Source organism: Ditibartonella apihabitans (genome assembly GCF_002007485.1).
In the GTDB taxonomy this organism is placed as follows: domain Bacteria; phylum Pseudomonadota; class Alphaproteobacteria; order Rhizobiales; family Rhizobiaceae; genus Bartonella; species Bartonella apihabitans.
In genome coordinates this window covers 868,045-887,946 of the sequence record NZ_CP015820.1, presented here as the reverse complement: position 1 = coordinate 887,946, position 19,902 = coordinate 868,045, and the positions used below count along the sequence as shown (strand labels likewise).

The 19,902-nt window shown below is 44.4% G+C and carries 15 protein-coding genes, 1 tRNA gene and 1 riboswitch; of the genes, 14 read left to right on the top strand and 2 right to left on the bottom strand.

Annotation, left to right across the window (positions count from 1 at the left end):
• Positions 1-511: 511 nt before the first annotated feature.
• A tRNA-Ser gene (locus BBC0178_RS03950) sits at positions 512-602 on the bottom strand.
• 592 nt (positions 603-1,194) lie between these two features.
• Here BBC0178_RS03950 and BBC0178_RS03945 point away from each other — a divergent pair.
• The 12 genes from BBC0178_RS03945 (at position 1,195) to BBC0178_RS03885 (ending at position 13,314) form a co-directional block, all read left to right on the top strand.
• Positions 1,195-2,478 (top strand): porin, encoded by a 1,284-nt coding sequence (locus BBC0178_RS03945; RefSeq protein ID WP_078039288.1) that lies wholly within the window; start codon positions 1,195-1,197, stop codon positions 2,476-2,478.
• A 982-nt stretch (positions 2,479-3,460) separates the two neighbouring features.
• Positions 3,461-4,582: a pyridoxal phosphate-dependent aminotransferase gene (locus BBC0178_RS03940; protein ID WP_078039287.1), complete on the top strand. Its 1,122-nt coding sequence runs from the start codon at positions 3,461-3,463 to the stop codon at positions 4,580-4,582.
• A gap of 5 nt (positions 4,583-4,587) precedes the next feature.
• Positions 4,588-4,953 carry a DUF423 domain-containing protein gene (locus tag BBC0178_RS03935; protein ID WP_078040352.1) on the top strand — a complete coding sequence of 122 codons (366 nt, stop codon included), beginning with the start codon at positions 4,588-4,590 and terminating at the stop codon, positions 4,951-4,953.
• 156 nt (positions 4,954-5,109) lie between these two features.
• Positions 5,110-5,236, top strand: a riboswitch (TPP riboswitch).
• A gap of 160 nt (positions 5,237-5,396) precedes the next feature.
• The gene (locus BBC0178_RS03930) at positions 5,397-6,359 is read left to right on the top strand and encodes an FAD-dependent oxidoreductase (RefSeq protein WP_078039286.1); all 963 of its coding nucleotides are present in this window, start codon (positions 5,397-5,399) and stop codon (positions 6,357-6,359) included.
• 5 nt (positions 6,360-6,364) lie between these two features.
• A complete protein-coding gene (thiS, locus tag BBC0178_RS03925) occupies positions 6,365-6,562 on the top strand; it encodes a sulfur carrier protein ThiS (RefSeq protein ID WP_078039285.1) in 198 nt (65 codons plus the stop codon).
• Positions 6,563-6,567: 5 nt separating this feature from the next.
• Positions 6,568-7,338, top strand: coding sequence for a thiazole synthase (locus BBC0178_RS03920; protein ID WP_078040351.1), 771 nt, complete (start codon positions 6,568-6,570; stop codon positions 7,336-7,338).
• Positions 7,338-7,943, top strand: coding sequence for a thiamine phosphate synthase (locus BBC0178_RS03915; protein ID WP_078040349.1), 606 nt, complete (start codon positions 7,338-7,340; stop codon positions 7,941-7,943). The genes BBC0178_RS03920 and BBC0178_RS03915 overlap by 1 nt, the downstream gene beginning before the upstream one ends.
• Positions 7,943-8,698, top strand: a complete 756-nt coding sequence (locus tag BBC0178_RS03910; RefSeq protein WP_335617868.1) for a hydroxymethylpyrimidine/phosphomethylpyrimidine kinase — start codon at positions 7,943-7,945, stop codon at positions 8,696-8,698. Before BBC0178_RS03915 ends, BBC0178_RS03910 begins: the two co-directional genes overlap by 1 nt.
• 137 nt (positions 8,699-8,835) lie before the next feature.
• Positions 8,836-9,357 carry an O-acetyl-ADP-ribose deacetylase gene (locus BBC0178_RS03905; RefSeq protein WP_078039284.1) on the top strand — a complete coding sequence of 174 codons (522 nt, stop codon included), beginning with the start codon at positions 8,836-8,838 and terminating at the stop codon, positions 9,355-9,357.
• Between the two features lie 502 nt (positions 9,358-9,859).
• Entirely contained in the window at positions 9,860-10,876 is a 1,017-nt protein-coding gene (locus BBC0178_RS03900) for an endonuclease/exonuclease/phosphatase family protein (RefSeq protein WP_188317768.1), read from the top strand.
• Between the two features lie 173 nt (positions 10,877-11,049).
• Entirely contained in the window at positions 11,050-12,159 is a 1,110-nt protein-coding gene (locus tag BBC0178_RS03890; protein ID WP_078039281.1) for an acyl-CoA dehydrogenase family protein, read from the top strand.
• Between the two features lie 324 nt (positions 12,160-12,483).
• Positions 12,484-13,314, top strand: a complete 831-nt coding sequence (locus BBC0178_RS03885; protein WP_078039280.1) for a uracil-DNA glycosylase — start codon at positions 12,484-12,486, stop codon at positions 13,312-13,314.
• A gap of 17 nt (positions 13,315-13,331) precedes the next feature.
• On the opposite strand, the gene BBC0178_RS03880 is transcribed toward BBC0178_RS03885, so the two are convergent.
• Positions 13,332-14,246, bottom strand: coding sequence for a DMT family transporter (locus BBC0178_RS03880; RefSeq protein ID WP_078040348.1), 915 nt, complete (start codon positions 14,244-14,246; stop codon positions 13,332-13,334).
• Between the two features lie 303 nt (positions 14,247-14,549).
• On the opposite strand from BBC0178_RS03880, the gene pepN reads away from it, so the two are divergent.
• Together pepN and BBC0178_RS03870 are read left to right on the top strand one after the other, a co-directional pair.
• On the top strand, positions 14,550-17,177 hold the full coding sequence (gene pepN, locus BBC0178_RS03875; RefSeq protein WP_078040347.1) for an aminopeptidase N: 2,628 nt from the start codon (positions 14,550-14,552) through the stop codon (positions 17,175-17,177).
• A 288-nt stretch (positions 17,178-17,465) separates the two neighbouring features.
• Complete coding sequence (locus tag BBC0178_RS03870) at positions 17,466-19,790, top strand: PAS domain-containing sensor histidine kinase (RefSeq protein ID WP_078039279.1); 2,325 nt, start codon at positions 17,466-17,468, stop codon at positions 19,788-19,790.
• Positions 19,791-19,902: the final 112 nt, after the last annotated feature.

The following is a 19,902-nucleotide window of genomic DNA, read 5'->3' as shown; positions in this document are numbered from 1 at the left end:
ATCGGCAATTGTTGCAAAAGCAAATTAGGCGAATTTCAAGCGCTTGAATGTGAATAAAAGCTGACAATAAAAACCGTATGGGGGGGGCAATAAGACAAAGAGATGATTTTGCGAGGTAATAAATAAAATACACCACCCACGTGATAAATTTGATATTCGCTCGATTTTTATGCCTGACAGATAAATGTTTCCGGCATGACGGATTTAAATAGAGTCCCCGACGTAAAGCACCGCTTGATTGCATCACCGCTTTTATCCGTATGTGATGAAAATTCGAACCGGTTACCACCAAAAATATGTACAAAAAGCTACATAAGAAAATAAGTGCCGATTAAATTCCATTTCAAGACGAACAGAGCGGCGACATTTTATAAATTCGTTACAAATTTTATTGCCAGCCAGTATCAAGGGAAAGCGAGAATGCTCAACCCGCATGATATATTATTCCAACTCTATCTCTTTCGGAATATTGCAGAGATTTCGGAACATAGCGGAGAATTTAACTAAAAAATGGCGGAGAAGAAGGGATTCGAACCCTCGAGAGCCTTTTGAGCTCTACTCCCTTAGCAGGGGAGCGCCTTCGACCACTCGGCCACCTCTCCGAGAGCAGCCAATAAACATTCTTTCACGGAAGTTCAAGCGATTTTCTCAAAAAATCCTTTTTTATACATAATATATAATAATGAAGGTTCCGCTGCCTCCTCCAAGTTCGTTCGAACAGAGGAGATCATTTGAACAAAAGACAGTGAGAAAATCTCGTTTTCACGAAAAGCCTCCGTTACGCGAAGTGAGATTTATAAAACCTTCTGCCTAGCGATAAATCGCATAGTGTTGCTCAGGCATAACCAAACTGGCCTCTTTTTGATTAAGAGCGACAGCGACTCAAAAAATGGTTTATCACCGGTCAAAGTTTTGGGTTAAAGTTAATTTAACACAAAAAATATGGTTAATAATCCACAAACAAATCATCTGAGCCCCTATTTTTTTGTGTCATTTTTGCAACAAGGTGCAACGATACTCGCTTCAAAACCCCGCTTTTTCCTTTTTCACGGTTGAATCAAAAATATCGTCGGGTATGTTCGATCCATGAAGAAGGAGCGCTCGCGTGCGACTTTTTCGGTTAAGGGGATCGGGATTCAAACTTTCTGAACTTCGTGAACCCGACCCAATTTTAACTTTGACTGGAGGTCAGATATGAACATTAAGAGCCTTCTTCTCGGCTCCGCTGCAGCTCTCATTGCAGTTTCTGGCGCTCGTGCAGCCGACGTTGTCGTTGCAGAGCCGGAACCCGTTGAATATGTACGCGTCTGTGACGCTTATGGTGAGGGATATTTCTATATTCCTGGTACTGAAACTTGCATGCGCATTTCCGGTTATGTCCGTGCCGACATTGCGGGCGGTGACAATGTCTATGCCCGTAAGCGTGGTGACATCGATCGTGATACTTACGCTTGGCGTACACGTGCAACACTTCGTTTCCACACAGCATCTGAAACAGAACTTGGCACATTGCGCACATTCGTTGAATTGCGTTCACAATGGGACGAAGGTGCAGAATATGATCACAAAGGCGATTCCGCTAGTGGACAGCTCCGCTTTGCATTCATCGAACTCGGTGGCATCCGCGTAGGTCTTGATGAATCCATTTTCAGCCATTGGACAGGTTATTATGGTAATGTCATTAATGATGACATCCTGACCCCGATGGCTTACACACGTACCAATGTTATCAGCTACACATTCAATGCAGGAAATGGTTTCTCCGCTATCTTGGGTGTTGAACAAGGCAATGATGACGCGGATGATTATGGCTATAGATACCACAACGATTATACTGATGTTAGAGATGTCAGAGAACATAAGCTGAGCGGCAAAATTGATGACTACACACCGAATGTTGTTGGCGGCTTGAAATTCGTTCAAGGTTGGGGTGGTGTTTCGGTTGTTGGCGCATATGATGCCTATTATGAAGAATGGGCTGCTAAAGCTCGTTTGGATTTGAACGTTACCGATCAGTGGAGCGTTTGGGTCATGGGTGGATATAAGTCTGCTGATGATTACTATAACGGTGATGACACGTATGGTACGGTACTCAAGGACAAAGACGGAACCCATGACACCGATTATTCGTATCGTTACAGAAATGGCTTAACGAAATATGGCGTTTATCGTCAAGTTAACTCCATCTATGGTGATTGGGGCGGCGATTGGGCTGTTTGGGGTGGTACAACCTTCAAATTCAACAAGAAGACCAGCTTCAACGCTCAGGTTGCTTATGACGATACAGATACTTTCGCTGCATCTGTTAACGTAAAGTATGAATTGGTTCCAGGCTTGGTCATTACTCCTGAATTAACCTATATTTCTTGGGACAATGACTACAGCATCCGTAACGAGATTAAAAACGAAAAGATCGTTGACTCTCTGAAAGGTCAGGATGCTTTCCAGGGTATGCTTCGTATCCAACGTTCGTTCTAATTCTTGAATATATTGAAAATAAGAACCGGTGGTTTTACCACCGGTTTTTTTATGCCGCAAAATAATTTTAGTTTTGTATCAAAAACCAATCAAATTGCGTCACTAATCGGATTGGAGTATTAAATCACGTTCGATCATTCTGGCAGTGAGCAGGACAAGCCCGTTATGGAAAAATAGAGTTTGGATGCCTTCCTTCAACCAACTTGTTTTTCAAGAATTTTTGCAATGGGTTTTAAGATATTTTGCGTGGTTTTGTTCCTCATTTCCGATCTTCTACCGACGAGATTCAATGCTGAGTTTGAATTTTCCCATTTATCGACACCCCCAACCATTTACGCCTGATCATATTCAAATTGTGATAGAAATAACCACCGTGATGTCGATGACCACCTTTCGATGTTAAAGAAAACCGAGAGTATCATCGCGCCTCAATAATGAATTGCCAGATCGTTCATTTCACATTTGTGTAAGCAGCAAATTTTTCTTAATTTCTGGCATGTATAGCGGAAATAAATTCACTCCGATAATCTAACCGATAAGCTCATTATGAAAATAATTAACGCACAATGTTTTATTCATAATCGTTATTTTTTCATATAAAATTTATTTTATATTCTTTTATTTTAATTTTTAAATTTATATTATTTTTAATTTTTAAATGCAATAAAATTAACGAATAAAATTTCATTTTTTTATTTATAAATAAATGTTTTATATATATTTCATAAACTATATTATTTAACGATGCTATTTCAATAATGGATATTTAATAAAATTTCATTATATATTTTATATCAATTGATATTTAAAAAATGAATATCATTCGTTGCAATATGCCATTGCCAAAAAACAACTTCAATTTTCAAAATTCCGGATTAAAATCATAGGCATAACGATTTATTGATATCTACGGTAGAGCCTTTTTATGCTAGTCGTTTTAGAATGCTTTGGTGCATATCGCCCGCTGTAACTGGATTGGATTATGTCAGACAAATACGTTTTTCCGGCTGTCACGCCTCTTGTCGCTTCATTACCTTCGACTGTTCCTTTTACAGGTCCCGAGGCTATCGAGCGAAAAACGGGGCATTTATTTCGTGCAAGATTAGGTGCCAATGAAAATGGTTTTGGGCCTGCACCTTCCGTCATTGAGGCTCTTAAAAACTCTCCTAATGAAGTTTGGAAATATGGTGACCCTGAAAATTACGACCTCACCAATGCGCTCGCAGAGCTGTACGACCTAAAGCCGAATGAGCTAACCATCGGTCCCGGAGTGGACTCTCTTCTGGGGGTGATTGTACGCCAATATATCGAGCCTGGTGATGTTGTTATCAACTCGCTTGGCGGATATCCGACATTCAACTATCACGTAGCAGGTTTTGGCGGAAAACTCGTGGAAGTCCCCTATCTGAATGACAAGGCTGATCTTCAGGCTCTATCGGATGCAGCGCATAAATATAAAGCAAAAATTGTTTATCTCGCAAATCCGGATAACCCTTTGGGGACATGGCATAACGAAAACGCGATTGAGGCTTTTATCAAGAGTTTGCCTGAAACTACACTATTGGTTCTTGATGAAGCTTATGGCGAACTTGCTCCAAAAAACGAATTGCCTGCCATGTCAAAATTATGGCCCAATGTTTTGAGAATGCGCACCTTCTCCAAAGCTTATGGCCTTGCCGGATTGCGCTGTGGTTATGCAATCGGGTTTTCCGAGCTGATCAACATGTTCGATAAAATTCGTGACCATTTTTCTGTCAATAAAATGGCACAAATTGCAGCCTTGCAAGCTCTGGCGGATCGCAAATATCTTGAGGAGGTCATCAAGAAAATCGAAACGGCAAAACAGCAAATTGTAACAATTGCTGGAAAAAACGGATTAAAAACTTTGCCGTCTGCAACCAATTTTGTTGCCATTGATTGTGGTCGTGACGGGAAATTTGCGACAGCTGTTTTAAATGAACTTATAAAACGGCAAATATTCGTACGAAAACCTTTTGTGCCTGTTCTTGATCGGCTCATTAGGGTGAGTGTTGGTCCTCGCAAAGAACTGGACCTTTTTGCAGAGGCTTTCTCATACGCGCTGATTGCGGCAGATAAGGGGTGAAAAATATGTCTGATTTGAATAAACGTATATTATGCGGCTTTTCCGGCCTTTATGGCGCCGGTGGTATTGCTGCTTACGCGGCTGCCTCGCATATCGGCGGCTATTACGAAGCAGTAGCACCCGTCCTTCTTGGCAATGCAGCTGCACTTCTAGGCCTCTCGGTTGCAACAAAAACAAATATCGTCATGCGCCTTTCAGGTGTTCTTATCATTATTGGCGTTGCGCTTTTTGCACTGGATATCATGTGTCGCGAATTTGCCGAAACACGGCTCTTTCCTTATGCAGCCCCGCTTGGAGGCACAATCAACATTCTCGGCTGGCTTTTGCTGATCATTTCCGCATTTTTGCCTTTCGAAAAAGAAGACGTTTAACATCTCTATTGCTTATCGAAACTTCTCTTGCATTTTAAACACCTTGAATGCCGTATTTTGGGACTTCTATGTTCAACGATAAGCTGCGTTCTTTTTAAAGAGTCATCAATCACGTTTTATAGATGTTGACAAAATAACCATTTAAGCCAAACATGCGCACCAACCTTGGGGAGCCTTTCGGGGCTGAGAGTCTGTATTGAGATTGATTTAAGTCAGATCATTACAGTGACCCATTGAACCTGAACCAGTTAGGACTGGCGGAGGGATGGTGGTTATATTTGACATGCTCGACGAAGAGCAGTCATTTGATTTTCAATCATTCCGATCCGGTTTTTCGTTGCGTTCCAAGAATTTACATTCTGGATATCACACAGCTGGTTCATTCCGGCTTAACGGGATTGCAAATTTTTCCTTGCAACCTCATTTGATTGTGGATGATGCGAATGCAAAAAACGAACAAGAAAATACTTGTCAAAGGATGTGGCGTTGCCGGCTTGACCAGCGCTTATATGTTGGCAAAAGCGGGAGCTGAAATAACGATCTCGGCTCCGGCTCACTCTCCCCGTGGAGCTGCAAGCTGGTATGCAGGCGGGATGCTTGCCCCCTATTGCGAACGAGAAAGTGCAGAAGCACGTGTTGAAGAACTGGGGTTACAGACAATGAAATGGTGGGCAGAGACCCTACCCGATCTCGTAAAACATCATGGTACCCTCGTTGTTGCTCCCCAAAGAGATGCCGCAGAATTGAACCGTTTTTCAGAACGCACGGGTGGGCATCGTATAATCGATGGAGATGAAATTGCAAAATTGGAGCCCGATCTTGCCGGGCGTTTCAACCGCGGTTTATTTTACGAAACCGAAGGCCATATTGATCCTCGCAAAGCGCTGTTGGCTTTGAAACAAAAATTGGTAGATATGAACGCTCATTTTGTTGACGTCGGAGCAAGTGAAGACGGTTTTGATTTTATTGTCGATGCAACAGGTATCGCCCGTCTTGGACAGGATAAAGACATGCGTGGCGTTCGTGGCGAGATGCTGCTTGTGCACAATACCGAAATTTCCTTTTCAAGACCGATCAGGCTCGTCCACCCGCGAATTCCGTTATATATTGTTCCGAGAGACAACGGAATTTTCATGATTGGCGCAACTATGATCGAAAGCAATGATGATAGGCCGATTACAGCGCATTCGATGATGGATTTTCTGAATGCCGCCTACACTATTCATCCGTCCTTTGGTGAGGCCGATATTGTGGAAATCGGCGTTGGCGTTCGCCCTGCCTATGAAGATAATTTTCCGCGAGTAAAACAGGACGGCAATCACATTTATGTCAACGGAATGCACCGCCACGGATACCTCATCTCGCCGGAGATGGCCCGTCAGGTGACCGAAATTGTGATGGGCTGATTAAAATGCAGTTATTCGTTAATGGCGAAGAAAAAAATGTAGGCGCTGAAACGCTTTCGGCTCTTTTGAACGAGCTCGATTATGAAGGCGATTGGCTGGCAACAGCCGTCAATGGCGAGCTTGTTAGTGAAAGCGAGCGCGAAGAATTCAAATTGAATAACGGTGATAGAATAGAAATTCTAAGCCCTATGCAGGGAGGTTGAGCAAGTTGCTTGAACTTTATGATAAAAAATTTTCATCCCATCTTCTGTTAGGAACGGCGCAATATCCATCGCCCAAAATTCTTGAAGATGCAATTCGTGCTTCCCATACAGAGATTGTAACATTATCTCTGCGTCGTGAAACGGCAGGCGGAAAACAAGGGGGGCAATTTTTTTCGCTTATAAAATCTCTCGGGGTATCCATCTTACCCAACACAGCCGGATGCTTTACAGTAAAAGAAGCTGTCACAACGGCGCATATGGCGCGCGACATTTTCAAAACGCCCTGGATTAAACTGGAAGTCATCGGCAATGCCGACACGCTGCAACCGGATGTGTTTGCTTTGGTCGAAGCTGCCCGCATCCTTAACGAAGATGGATTTCAAGTCTTTCCTTATACCACAGATGACCTCATTGTCGCAGAAAAGCTGGCTGATGCAGGATGTCGTGTGATTATGCCTTGGTGTGCCCCTATCGGTTCGGCAAAAGGACCAAGGGACGTTGATGGCTTACGCACAATCCGCGCCAATTTTCCGGAGCTTTCTTTGATTGTGGATGCCGGAATTGGTCGCCCGTCTCATGCGGCAATAGCCATGGAACTCGGTTATGATGGTGTATTGCTCAACACAGCCGTCGCCAAGGCTGGTGATCCGGTATTGATGGCGGAGGCGTTTGCAAATGCTATAAAAGCCGGACAAAGTGCATATAAAGCCGGAATGTTGGAGCCCCGAGATGTTGCAGTTCCTTCAACACCGGTGTTTGGAAAGGCAATATTTTGATCAAATTAGACCCCTTTTATCTTATCGTTGACAGTGCAGACTGGATCGAGAAACTGATACCGCTTGGTGTCAAGTTGGTGCAATTGCGCATGAAAAATGTGCCTTTAGAGGTTCTTAACCAGCATATCCAGAGAGCAAAACTTGTTTGCAAACAATTTCATTGTCAGTTGATCATCAATGATTATTGGAAAGCGGCAATTGAGGAAAAATGTGATTTTATTCACCTCGGGCAGGAAGATCTTGTCGATGCCAATGTCGAGAAAATAAAGAAAGCAGGATTGAAACTCGGCGTCAGTACCCATGATGCAAGCGAGCTCAATAAAGCGCTTGCCGTGAAGCCGGATTATGTCGCTTTAGGGCCTGTTTATCAAACCATATTGAAAAAGATGAAGTGGCAACCTCAAGGGTTGGAAAAAGTGACCCGCTGGAAAAAGCTCGTTGGTGATCTTCCGCTGGTTGCAATCGGTGGATTGAATCCGGAACGTGCCAAGGCTGTATTGGAAGCCGGTGCCGATAGCGCTGCCGTGGTAACCGATATTGCCTTGAACGAAAATCCTGAAGACCGTGTTAAACAATGGTTGGAAGCAACACAAAAATGGCGCTGATGCCCAAAATACTCATTGTTGCCGGAACTGATCCAACTGGTGGTGCGGGTATCGTCCGTGATATCGAAACAGCAAGCCATTTTTCGGTCAGAACGGGGCTTGCTGTCACGTCCGTTAATGTGCAGGATGACCACCACGTCGGAACAAAGCTGCCGATGAATGGAGACATTATCCGTGGGCAAATGTTGGCCGCACTGCGGTCGGATAAAATTTTGGCTATTAAAGTGGGAATGACGGGATCACCTGAAATTGTCGAAGCAATATGCAGCGTTCTTGACAATTTTTCCGACATTCCGGTTATACTTGATCCGGTTATCCGTGCTTCATCGGGGGGTGTCCTTGCAGACGACAGAACAGTAACAGTCATCAAAGAGAAATTTTTGAAATATTGTTATCTCGTCACGCCCAACCTTCCCGAGCTTGCTACTTTGACCGGTGAAAAACTTTCTGAAAATCATAGCCGGACAATTGAGCAGGCAAAAAAACTGTTAGCTTCCGGTTCGAAATATGTTCTTGCAAAAGGTGGGCATGAAACAGGAGAGATTGCAATCGATAGTCTTGTTTCCTCTTCCCGTACCACCAATTTTTCGAATGCACGTCTCAACGCAACGATGCGAGGAACAGGATGCACCTTATCAACGGCCATTGCCTGCGCGATAGCCCAAGGTAAATCATTGGAAGATGCGGTCAAAACTGCCAAAAACTATGTCTATCAATTATTGCGGGAACGTACCGCTTCTTTTTCAAAAAGTTGACCAGGTCTTTTCAATCACCGCACGATTTTCAGGCTCGTTTTTACTGATTTTTCTAATAATTTTTGGCTATTTCCACTTCGCTTGAAAAGGGTCACAATTGAAGCAATCGATATTTCTAAATGAAGGGGAAATCATTGATGATAGACAAAAACCGTATTTCCGTCATTTGTGGCGACATTACCAAGCTTGATGTCGATGCCATTGTCAATGCGGCCAATACAACTCTTCTTGGTGGCGGTGGAGTGGATGGCGCAATCCATAAGGCTGCGGGCCCCGAACTACTTACCGAATGCAAAGCGCTTAATGGTTGTAAAACAGGTGAAGCAAAGCTCACAAAAGGTTATCGCCTGCCCGCCCGCTACATTATCCACACAGTCGGACCGATCTGGTATGGCGGCGTTGACCATGAAGCGGAAAAACTGCAATCATGTTACGAGAATTCACTTGCAATAGCAAAAAATAAGCAATTCCAATCGATCGCATTTCCGGCAATTTCTGCCGGTGTCTATGGTTATCCTCATAAGGAAGCTGCAAAAATTGCTGTTTTCACCACTTGTCAATTTTTAAAAAAGAATGACTTTCCTCAAAGTGTCATCTTTTGTTGTTTTTCCAAAGATATGATGGATATCTATCGCGATCAGCTTCACGTTTTATCATGACCCATAGTCGATTTTATCAACTATGGGTGCCAGATCACATGTGTATTTGTTAGACGTTTTTTTTCGGGAAAGTTCACATGAAAGCTAACCCGACTTAACTTGTTTACAGTCCGAATTTTTGGCTTTGGCGATATAAAGCGATAAAAAGGGATAGTCCTGTTCGGAAACGACGCCACCTATTTTATGATCAATACAACATCAGTAAACGGTATTACCCCAAAACAACAGAACAGTTGATATGATAATAAATCTCGCTTCTTCATGAAAGATAACTGGTTTCAAATGAAATAATTTATGCAATATGGTTAACGAAGGGAGCCAAATTATGCTGATTCGTCGCTTTTCTATATTGTTTTTGACTTTGGTTTTTGTGGCGGTTTTAGGCGCGTTTGCTTTGTTTCATGCCAAGACTCCGGCCTATGCAAAGCCGATTTTTGCTCCCCTGACAAGTCAATCGACGAATTAATGATTGGCTTGTGCCGCATTTATGGCGGCAATCAAAATGGGTAAACATTCCGGAAAATCCGTTTGTCAGACTCTTGCCCTTATTTGGTTTATTGTCGTCGTTTTGTCGACTTTGCCGTTATTTGCGAGTTTATTCACAGCTTTTCATCCGCTTTTTGATTCACTTGCCGATATCCGCATTCCACTCGCATTTTTGACTATTTTACTTACCTTTCCTCTTATTTTCACAAAACTTCGGCAACAAGCGGTTTTTCCGATAATATTTGCGGCTGTCCTTATCAGTTTAAGCTTGAATGATGGTGGCGTGTCACAAAACTCCGGAATGCTTAAAAGCTCGACTGTCAAACTTCTTCAAGCCAATCTGCGTTTTGACAATCAAACTCCGGAAAAATTCCTGACTCTCATAGAAAAAGAAAAGCCTGATATTATCACGGTGCAAGAAGCTTCTGCAAAATGGCGCGAATTTTTTCAAAACAACAATTTGACGATTATCGGTTGCGTTGCCGACAATGACCGCGCAGGTGCGACAGGCGTTATCCTGTCAGATAGTTTTTTATCCCGCTACGGTTTTACCAATTCTCCCGTTGTTACCTGTTATGATGCAACAACCACCCATGGTTATATAGCAAAAATAGAATTCCTGTCGGACAAACCAAATCGCCCTCCCCTTGATATCATCTCTATCCATCTTGCCTGGCCGTGGCCATTCGGGCAGAATTTACAATTAGACGAACTGGAAAACGGTGCATTCAGAACCGACTTCAAGCACAAATTTTCGCAAACGATTGTTGCAGGTGATTTCAATAGTGTAACGTGGAGCAATACCGTTTCCAGAATGGAAAGACTAACCGGTACACGGCACATTTCCGGCATCGGTGCAACATGGCTTTCATATAGCTTCCCCGCTCGTCTACGGCCTTATTTGGGACTTCCTATTGACCAGATTCTGCTTTCCGAAGACATCGAACCTATAAGCGTTAAACGTCTTTCTTTTTTCGGTTCCGATCACCTGCCGGTACTTACTGAATTCAGCTTCAATTCTGACCGGTTTTGATACAGCCAATCTGCCAAATTCCGGCATTTCCATGAAGTTTCAAGAAAACAAAGCCAAATCCCGACTGAATGGCCCTTTTTCCTTTTTGTTTTTGAATTTCTTCGATCCTTGCGCATTTAACTTCCGAGCATTTTCTCCTAACGAGATTTTCTGAAATGTTTATGGAAAAACCTATGTCCACGGATAATAAAGCCCTATTCGACCTCATTTCGGAGAGTGCCGATCATGTAGAAGAATACGGGCTTACTTCAGATTTACAACGGTTGAATGAAAGTGGCGCACTTCGTGCCTGTCTTCCCAAAAAACTTGGCGGCAGCAATTGGGCTTTGACAAAAAATGAAGATGAAACCAAAGCCGCATTCGATTTTTTACGCAGGCTTGGCAAAGCCAATCTGTCACTCGCACGCCTTTTCGAGGGGCATCTTCATGCCGTGCGTCTTATCGAGCTCTATGCCGAAAACCGTTTGAGAAAAACCATTTTTTCCAAGGTCAAGGAAGGTGCTCTTCTGGGAGTTTGGGGTGCCAGTCTCAATCAACCTTTGAGATTTACCACTTTGCCGAACGGAAAAATCAGGCTCCATGGAGTAAAACGTCTGGTAACCGGCTTGGGAATGGTTGAATTTGCAATTATACGTCTTCGAAAAAATGAAAGAGAAGCCGATCAACTCGCTGTGGTAGACGTCACCGACACCTTACGACAAAATATCGAATATTGGGATGCTTCCGGCATGCGTCCGACGCTGACCGGTTCGTTCGATTTTTCCGATATGGAAATTAAAGAAGGTGATCTTTTTGGAAAACCGGGGGATTTTCATCAGGAACCACATTATATAGGTGGCGTCTGGCGCCATAGTGTCGCTCATCTTGGCGGTGCAGAAGCGATTATTGATACGTGGCGCGAAATGCTTATTCGCAAAAACCGGCTTGATGATCCGTTCCAGCTAACACGCCTTGCAAAAGCACGTTCCGAAACATTGGCGGCTTCTGCCATGCTTTTTAAAACTGCTTGTCTTGTTGAAGAAGCAACACGAAAACCGACGAAGGAAAATGTCGACGATGCTGTTTTGGCCTGCCTTCTCGCACATGACCAGATGGAGGATGTCTGCGTTAGAATTCTTAACCTTTGCGAGAAATCGCTTGGTATGGAAGCCTTTATCGAACGTTGCCCGATCGAACGAATGCGCCGTGATCTATCAATGTTTATCCGGCACATTGCTCCCGATGGCCGTCTTTTGCAGGCTGCGGAGTTTTTAATGGCAAGACACGGAGAGCCTCTCTGGTAACTCGATTTGCGGCGCGATCTGTCACAGCTTCATATTCCAGTGTTATTTTCTAGAGCATTGAAATATAAAAAATCACATGCTTTTTTGAAAAACAAAATTCTTAAGAACGATTCAAGTTCCCGCTCTGACTTGGCCGGGCTTTCTCCCGTACATTTGCAACAGGAGAAATTTTGAATAGGGCTTCTTCTCTTGACGTAATATCAGGCGGCTAAATTTCAAACTTGGGGCGTTGCTTTATTGTCTACAAATCAAGCAACTGATATCCGGTCTTGAAGAGCTCTATTGCTTGGTCTATTCATTGGCGTTGAAAGACTAAAGGTTATAATGTCAGAGCGTTCAAACGGCACGATTTCATATGAAGAGTTGCTTGGCTTCTATTCCGAAGCCGGCGTTGACACGCCACTTGATGACAAACCTATCGACCGTTTCAAACAATCGGCGGAAATTATAAAACAAGTAGCCGCCGCGCGTGAAACAGCTGTTCCTCAGGAAAGAGCAAATGTTCGCCACACTCCCCGCCATGCTCCTCCTCAACGCATTTCTGTTGAAGGACAAGTTGCAACAGCACATGAACTTGCCCGCAACGCCAAAAATCTTGATGAACTCTTCGAAGCGCTCAAATCTTTCAACGGATGCACACTGAAACTTACAGCAAAAAACACCTGTTTTGCCGATGGCACACCACATTCGAAGCTTATGCTCGTTGGCGAAGCTCCTGGGCGGGAAGAAGATTTGCAAGGCATTCCTTTCGTCGGCCGTTCCGGTATGTTGCTCAACCGCATCCTCGCGGCAATCGGCTTGAAACGGGAAGACGTTTATATTGCCAACACTATACCTTGGCGGCCACCTGGTAACCGTACTCCGACACCGATGGAAACCGAACTTTGCCGCCCGTTTATCGAACGGCAGATAGAATTGTCTGCGCCGGAAATTCTTGTCGCTCTGGGTGGACCGGCCATGCAAGTTCTGACCGGTGTCAAAAACGGTATTATCCGCACCAGAGGACAATGGCTCTCGCATCACTTGGAAAACGGGAAAACTATTCCGGTGATGCCGACATTCCATCCGGCCTATTTATTGCGCACGCCAAGCCAGAAGAAACTAGCCTGGGCAGATTTTCTGGAAATCCGCAATGCGCTTGACCAGCCGGTTTAAGCATTCCGAATTTGCGCTCAACGGTGTTTATGAGACAGTGCACGGTGGCGTGTATGGTTTTTCCCGATGACATGGGATTCTCTCAGGATAATGAAAATACCCGAGCCGATGACGAGGCACGCACCGAACAACATTGCGAGCGTCGGGATTTCGTTAAAAATAAAATAACCACTCAAAAGGCTTAACAACATTGACGTATATTCAAAAGGTGCAACCGTTGAAGGTTCGGCATGTCTGTAAGCCTGCGTCATAAAAATTTGTGCAATACCACCGAAAAGCCCGGCCAGAATAAGCATGGAAGCTTGATAAAAATTCGGAACGACCCATCCGAACGGAACTGTAATCAACGATATAATGCTTGATGTTATCATGAAATAGAGGGTGATTGTTGTTGTCTTTTCGGTAAACACGAGTTTCCTGACAAGCAACATAGCAATGGCTGCCATTATTGCCGCTCCAAGAGCAGAAAGAGCACCAATTGAAGCTCCGACATCGGCATTTGCTGACCCGAGAACAGTGAGACGTGGCCAAACAATGATCAACACACCGATAAGGCCGACAATAACCGCACTCCAACGATAAAAATAAACTTTTTCATGAAGAAAGATTGCACATAGAACCACAAGTATAAGCGGTTCTCCATAACCGATGGCAACTGTTTCAGGAAGCGGCAGAAGGGTCAAAGCATAAAAGCTGAATAGCATTGAAAAAGTACCGAACATTCCCCGAAAAACATGTCCGGTCAGATTTTTGGTGTAAAGCACCGTTTTAAGCTCTTTTAATGACATGACCCAAAGGATGATCGGGACAATGCCAAAAAACGACCGGAAGAAGCTCAGTTCACCTGCCGGAACACCTTTTGCCGATTTCAAAAAGCTGTACATAACGACAAAACAGACCACCGACAAAATCTTCATCCAGATTCCGAGCATGACATTTCCCGATGGGGCATCCGGAATAGCCGGTGACTGTTTTTCCACGAGTTCTCTCCTGTCGGTAAAGCATTTATCCGGCAGTCAATAAGACTAAACGAATAAAATTGCCGTTTGCTTTGCACGAGACATTTTCTTCATTCATATACAAGCTGGTTACCAAAATAAACGTATTGAAGGTTGGGCAAATGCTATTTCCCATTCACATTGGTGTGCATGAACAGAGATTTCTTTTCGAGCCGGTTGTCGTTTCGACAAAATATGCTTACCTTCATGATAAACTTCTATAAAAAGGCACGATTTATGACCAAATCTGACACTCCAGTATATCGTCTTGAAGATTACAAGCCCACCGATTACGCAATTTCCAACACCGAGCTCGATTTTTCGCTTCATCCTACCGAAACAATCGTAAAATCGAAGCTTTCCCTTTCACCACGCAAAAACACCAAAGCGGGAACACCATTGGTTCTTGTCGGGGATGAATTGAAATTGTTGTCAGTGGCAATCAACGGTCAGAAGCTCGAGCCTAAAGACTATTCGGCAACACCTGATAAACTTGAAATTCACAATCCCCCTTCAGGCAAATTTACTCTTCAGGTTACCACGCAAATCAATCCCAAGAAAAATCGCCAATTAATGGGGCTTTATCTCTCCAACGGCGTCTATTGCACACAGAACGAACCACAGGGCTTCCGCCGGATCACCTATTTTTATGATCGTCCTGATATTCTTTCGGTTTTCAGAACACGGATCGAAGCTGATGAAAAGAATGAGCCGATACTTCTTTCCAATGGCAATCTTATAGAAACCGGCAAAGTTGAAGGCGGGCGCCATTATGCAATCTGGGAAGATCCGCATCCCAAACCATGCTATCTTTTTGCCCTCGTTGGCGGCGCTCTTGACCATTATGACGACAGTTTCACCACTATGTCGGGGCGGAAAGTAAAACTCGGAATTTATGTCGAAAAAGGAAAAAGAGAACGCGCAGCCTATGCGATGGATTCACTCAAACGCGCAATGCGTTGGGATGAACAAAAATTCGGGCGCGAATATGACCTTGATATTTTCAACATTGTCGCTGTTTCCGACTTCAATATGGGGGCAATGGAAAACAAAGGTCTTAATATTTTCAATGATAAATATGTCCTTGCCGACCCGAACACCGCAACCGATTTCGATTATGCGGGCATAGAACGCGTTATCGCACACGAATATTTTCACAATTGGACAGGCGATCGCATTACCTGCCGTGACTGGTTCCAACTTTGTTTGAAAGAAGGTTTGACAGTCTATCGCGATCAAGAATTTTCCTCTGACCAGCGCTCGCGCCCTGTTCACAGGATTTCCGATGTTCGTGTATTGAAAATTGCACAGTTTCCTGAAGATGCGGGGCCGCTTGCCCACCCTGTCCGCCCACGGCAATATCGTGAAATCAACAATTTTTATACGACAACCGTCTATGAAAAAGGCGCAGAGGTTGTACGCATGGTTCATACCATGCTTGGCGACGAGCTTTTCCGCAAAGGCATGGATCTTTATTTCCAACGCCATGATGGTGAAGCTTGCACAATTGAAGATTTCATCGCCTGTTTTGCCGATGTTTCAGGACGAGATTTATCACAATTCATGTTGTGGTACGAGCAAGCAGGAACACCGACAGTGACCGTTGATAGCCATTATAAAGATGGTGTTTTGACACTTGATTTGACACAAACTGTTCCCGACACTCCCGGTCAATCCAATAAAAAGCCGATGGTCATACCGCTTTCTTTCGGGCTTTTGGGCAAAAACGGCAAGGATATGCCTTATCAGGCCGATAACCACATTGAAAACAATGTTATCGTTTTGTCTGAAGCAAAGCAGACCGTTCATATCCGTGATCTGAAAGAAAAGCCGGTTTTGTCACTGCTGCGCGGATTTTCTGCACCAATCAATTTAAAAATGGAAGAAAGCGATGATGACCTTGCTTTCCGTGCACGCTTTGATGCCGACGAGGTCAACCGCTGGGAGTCACTCAACCAGTTAATGGGTAAGGCTCTGGTTGATGCGATTGCCGATCGTTCAAATGACAAACCGGCTATGCCTGAAAAACTTCAAACACTGATTGAAGCGCTTCTTGACGATGACACATTGGAACCTGCTTTCCGTTCGCTATGCTTGCAATTGCCTTCGGAAATCGAGCTTGCACGTATGATAGGCAAAAATGTCGATCCCGACCGCATTTACAATGTTCGCCAATCGTTCATGAAATCTTTGGCCGATCATCTGAAACAGAAAATGTTGCACGTTTTCGACAAGATGAAGACCGAAGGTCATTATTCGCCAAAAGCCGAACCGGCTGGTAAACGCGCTTTGAAAAACACTGTCCTCAATTATCTCACACTTGCCGAGAATACTCCGACACGTGCTTTCGAGGCCTATAAGAAGGCTGACAATATGACAGACCGGATGGGGGGACTGTCCATTCTTGTTCATCTCTTCAATGAAACAAAAGAAGCTAAAGAAGCACTATCCGATTTTGAAAAGCGTTATGGCAAAGACCCGCTTGTTATGGATAAGTGGTTCTCCGTACAGGCAACAGTTCCGGGCGAGAAAACCCTGGCACATGTCAAAGAGCTTATGAAACATCCGCTCTTTTCGCTTGATAATCCGAACCGGACGCGTGCGCTTATTGCCGCATTTGCAGCTTCGAACCAGACCGGCTTCAATCGGGTTGACGGTGAGGGCTACAAGTTACTCGCCGATATTATCCTGACTGTGGACAAAGAAAATCCACAACTTGCTGCTCGCCTTGCAACGCTCACGCGGTCATGGAAACAACTGGAACCGAAGCGCCAAAGCAAGCTCAAGGAACAATTGGAACGCATATTGAAAGAGCCAAAACTTTCAGTCGACGTTTCCGACATCGTAAGCCGTACACTCGGCTAACAATTAAAATTCTGGCGGGGAGAAGATATTTCTCCCCGCTTTTTTCTCGAAAATTTTCTGGAATATTCCTTGTTACTACCCGTTAAAACGGTCTTTTTCTTTGAGTACGCTATGACAGCGTTAAAAAATTATTAAAGCTTTTATTCTAAGCTTGATTAATGAAAAAAGGTCCCACGCAAAGAAAATACTGGACAGGACGAATCAGTTTTGATTCATTGGGCTTGTTCGGGTGTTTTGCGTACCGAATCAGTTCGCCAGTTTATCCGTTAATGTTAGAGGGGGCCAGAAATGGCGCATTTGGACGCGTTTAACGCGCCCACAGGGACGTTTGTTGATTCAAAACCTTCGCTGAAAAAGCGCAAGGCCGGGTCAGCGCATGTCGATTTGCTCTCAGGTCCAGCCTATAAAAGGCTGCTCGCCATTGAGCCATGGCTGCGTCGTGCCATTCCTCTGATTATCCTTGTTTTTCTTGTCATCCTCGCTGCAACACGTCTCGTTCTTCTCTATGAGTGGCGGCAAGGTATTGATACAAATACACGATCTGCGATGATGCTTTCTACCGGACATCTTGCAAGTTCAATTGATCGTGCAATTTACGGCAAAGCAAATGACGGCAAGGACACGCCCGACTTGTCGAACAATGATCTCGAAAACATCCTTGTCGATTTCCGCACACAAGGGTTGATTACAAATGCCGCACGTATCGCCATTGTGGATGATCAGGGTGTTGTTGTTGCAGCTTCCGGACTGGAAACACACATCAATCACCCGCTCACAGATTCTGTCGCTGATAGTCAGGCTTTATTCGTTCTCGGCCGCAGTGCCGGAGTGATGCAAGTCAAGATTGACGGAAAAGCTTCTTTGGCTGCATTCGATCAGGCAGCGCAAGGAAAATACGGCGTTTTCGTTGGTGAAGAAACAGACGAAATTTACCTTGAATGGCGTAAATCCATATCGGTCAATATTACCATTTTCGCCGGAACAGTCGGGGTCATATTAGCCATTCTCTATGCCTATTATGCACAGGCCGCCCGTGTACGTGATACCGATCTCATTTCCGAAAAAATCCAGAACCGCATTGACATGGCGATGATGCGCGGACGTTGCGGCCTATGGGACTGGAATATGGCAAGCGGACGTGTTTATTGGTCGCGTTCCATGTATGAAATGCTCGGTTTCAAACCGAAAGACGCACTTCTGTCGATCTCTGAAATCACGTCCATCATCAATCCGGCGGATGCCGATCTTTACGAATTGGCACGCGATTTGATGAGTGGAGAGAAAGATCACATTGATATCAATCTTCCTATGCGCCATGCCGATGGCCACTATGTCTGGATGCGTATTCGTGCCGAAGTTGCCCAAGAGGAAGAAGCCCACCTCGTCGGCATTTCATTTGACATAAGCGAGCAACATCAATTTGCCGAACAGACAGCACAAGCTGATCTGCGCATTCGCGATGCAATAGAAAACATCTCCGAATCCTTTGTTTTGTGGGATTCGGACGGGCGTCTCGTTATGTCGAACAGCAAATTCCGCGAATATGCTTCGCTGCCCGATCATATGCTACAGCCCGGTGTTCAAAGGGCAACAGTCGAAGCAATGGCAAAACCTGCCATCAATGAAATGTCGGTTGAACATGATGACACCGGCAATTTTACCAGTATCCGCCAAATGTCTGACGGAAGCTGGCTCAAAATTAACGAACGTCGTACGCAGGACGGTGGTCTGGTTTCGGTTGGTACCGATATTTCCGAACTCAAACAACAACAAAAAAGTTTGGAAGATAGCGAGCGGCGGCTTTATTCCTTTATTCAGGAATTGAAACTTGCGCGTCAAAGCGCCCAACAACGCGCCACCGAAGTTGAAAAACTGAACGAAAGTCTGCAATCGGAAAAAGAACGTGCCGAAAGCGCCAATAAGGCCAAATCCGAATTTTTGGCAAATATGTCGCATGAATTGAGAACGCCGCTCAATGCCATTATCGGTTTTTCGGAAATGATGATACAGGGCACTTTTGGCCCATTGGGTTCGGAACGTTACGCCGAATATATGAATGACATCCACAATTCGGGCACGCATTTGCTGACACTGATCAATGATATTCTTGATATGTCGAAGATTGAAGCCGGACGTTTTACCCTTTCAAGCGAGAATGCAGATCTCGAGCCGATTATCAGCGAGACATTGCGTACTTTGACGCCGCAGGCACAAGAAAAAAATATCACTGTAACAGCCGATATTACCCCCAAACTTCATGGCGATATTGATCGCCGCGCCATTCATCAGGTGTTCCTGAATATTCTTTCCAATGCAGTCAAATTCACGCCGTCCGGTGGACATATCGACGTTAAAGGCTATCAGAAAGACGACAAGCTAGTTTTTGTTTTCTCCGATACCGGTGTAGGCATTCCTGAAGCTGCTATTGCAAAACTTTGTCAGCCTTTCGAGCAGGTCGAAAACCAGTTCACCAAGACCCATGCCGGTTCCGGTCTCGGACTTGCCATTTCCCGCTCCCTCGTAGAGCTCCATGGTGGCGACCTCAATATTACATCGAAAGAAGGCAAAGGAACAACCGTTACCATCACCTTGCCAGTCACGCAGAAGCATTAACTGTTTGTGTAAACTGAAAGTCTATTTTCAAGATATAGTCCGGTCATTTTTGAAATAATCGAGACTATTAAACATAAAGAAAATATAGCTTATTATCTCTTACCGATTTTGT

Bases quoted from the DNA above. Each gene is read 5' to 3' on its own strand.
- BBC0178_RS03945 (WP_078039288.1), top strand. From the start codon at position 1,195: ATGAACATTAAGAGCCTTCTTCTCGGCTCCGCTGCAGCTCTCATTGCA.
- BBC0178_RS03940 (WP_078039287.1), top strand. From the start codon at position 3,461: ATGTCAGACAAATACGTTTTTCCGGCTGTCACGCCTCTTGTCGCTTCA.
- BBC0178_RS03935 (WP_078040352.1), top strand. From the start codon at position 4,588: ATGTCTGATTTGAATAAACGTATATTATGCGGCTTTTCCGGCCTTTAT.
- BBC0178_RS03930 (WP_078039286.1), top strand. From the start codon at position 5,397: ATGCAAAAAACGAACAAGAAAATACTTGTCAAAGGATGTGGCGTTGCC.
- thiS (WP_078039285.1), top strand. From the start codon at position 6,365: ATGCAGTTATTCGTTAATGGCGAAGAAAAAAATGTAGGCGCTGAAACG.
- BBC0178_RS03910 (WP_335617868.1), top strand. From the start codon at position 7,943: ATGCCCAAAATACTCATTGTTGCCGGAACTGATCCAACTGGTGGTGCG.
- BBC0178_RS03905 (WP_078039284.1), top strand. From the start codon at position 8,836: ATGATAGACAAAAACCGTATTTCCGTCATTTGTGGCGACATTACCAAG.
- BBC0178_RS03900 (WP_188317768.1), top strand. From the start codon at position 9,860: ATGGGTAAACATTCCGGAAAATCCGTTTGTCAGACTCTTGCCCTTATT.
- BBC0178_RS03890 (WP_078039281.1), top strand. From the start codon at position 11,050: ATGTCCACGGATAATAAAGCCCTATTCGACCTCATTTCGGAGAGTGCC.
- BBC0178_RS03885 (WP_078039280.1), top strand. From the start codon at position 12,484: ATGTCAGAGCGTTCAAACGGCACGATTTCATATGAAGAGTTGCTTGGC.
- BBC0178_RS03880 (WP_078040348.1), bottom strand. From the start codon at position 14,246: ATGCTCGGAATCTGGATGAAGATTTTGTCGGTGGTCTGTTTTGTCGTT.
- pepN (WP_078040347.1), top strand. From the start codon at position 14,550: ATGACCAAATCTGACACTCCAGTATATCGTCTTGAAGATTACAAGCCC.
- BBC0178_RS03870 (WP_078039279.1), top strand. From the start codon at position 17,466: ATGGCGCATTTGGACGCGTTTAACGCGCCCACAGGGACGTTTGTTGAT.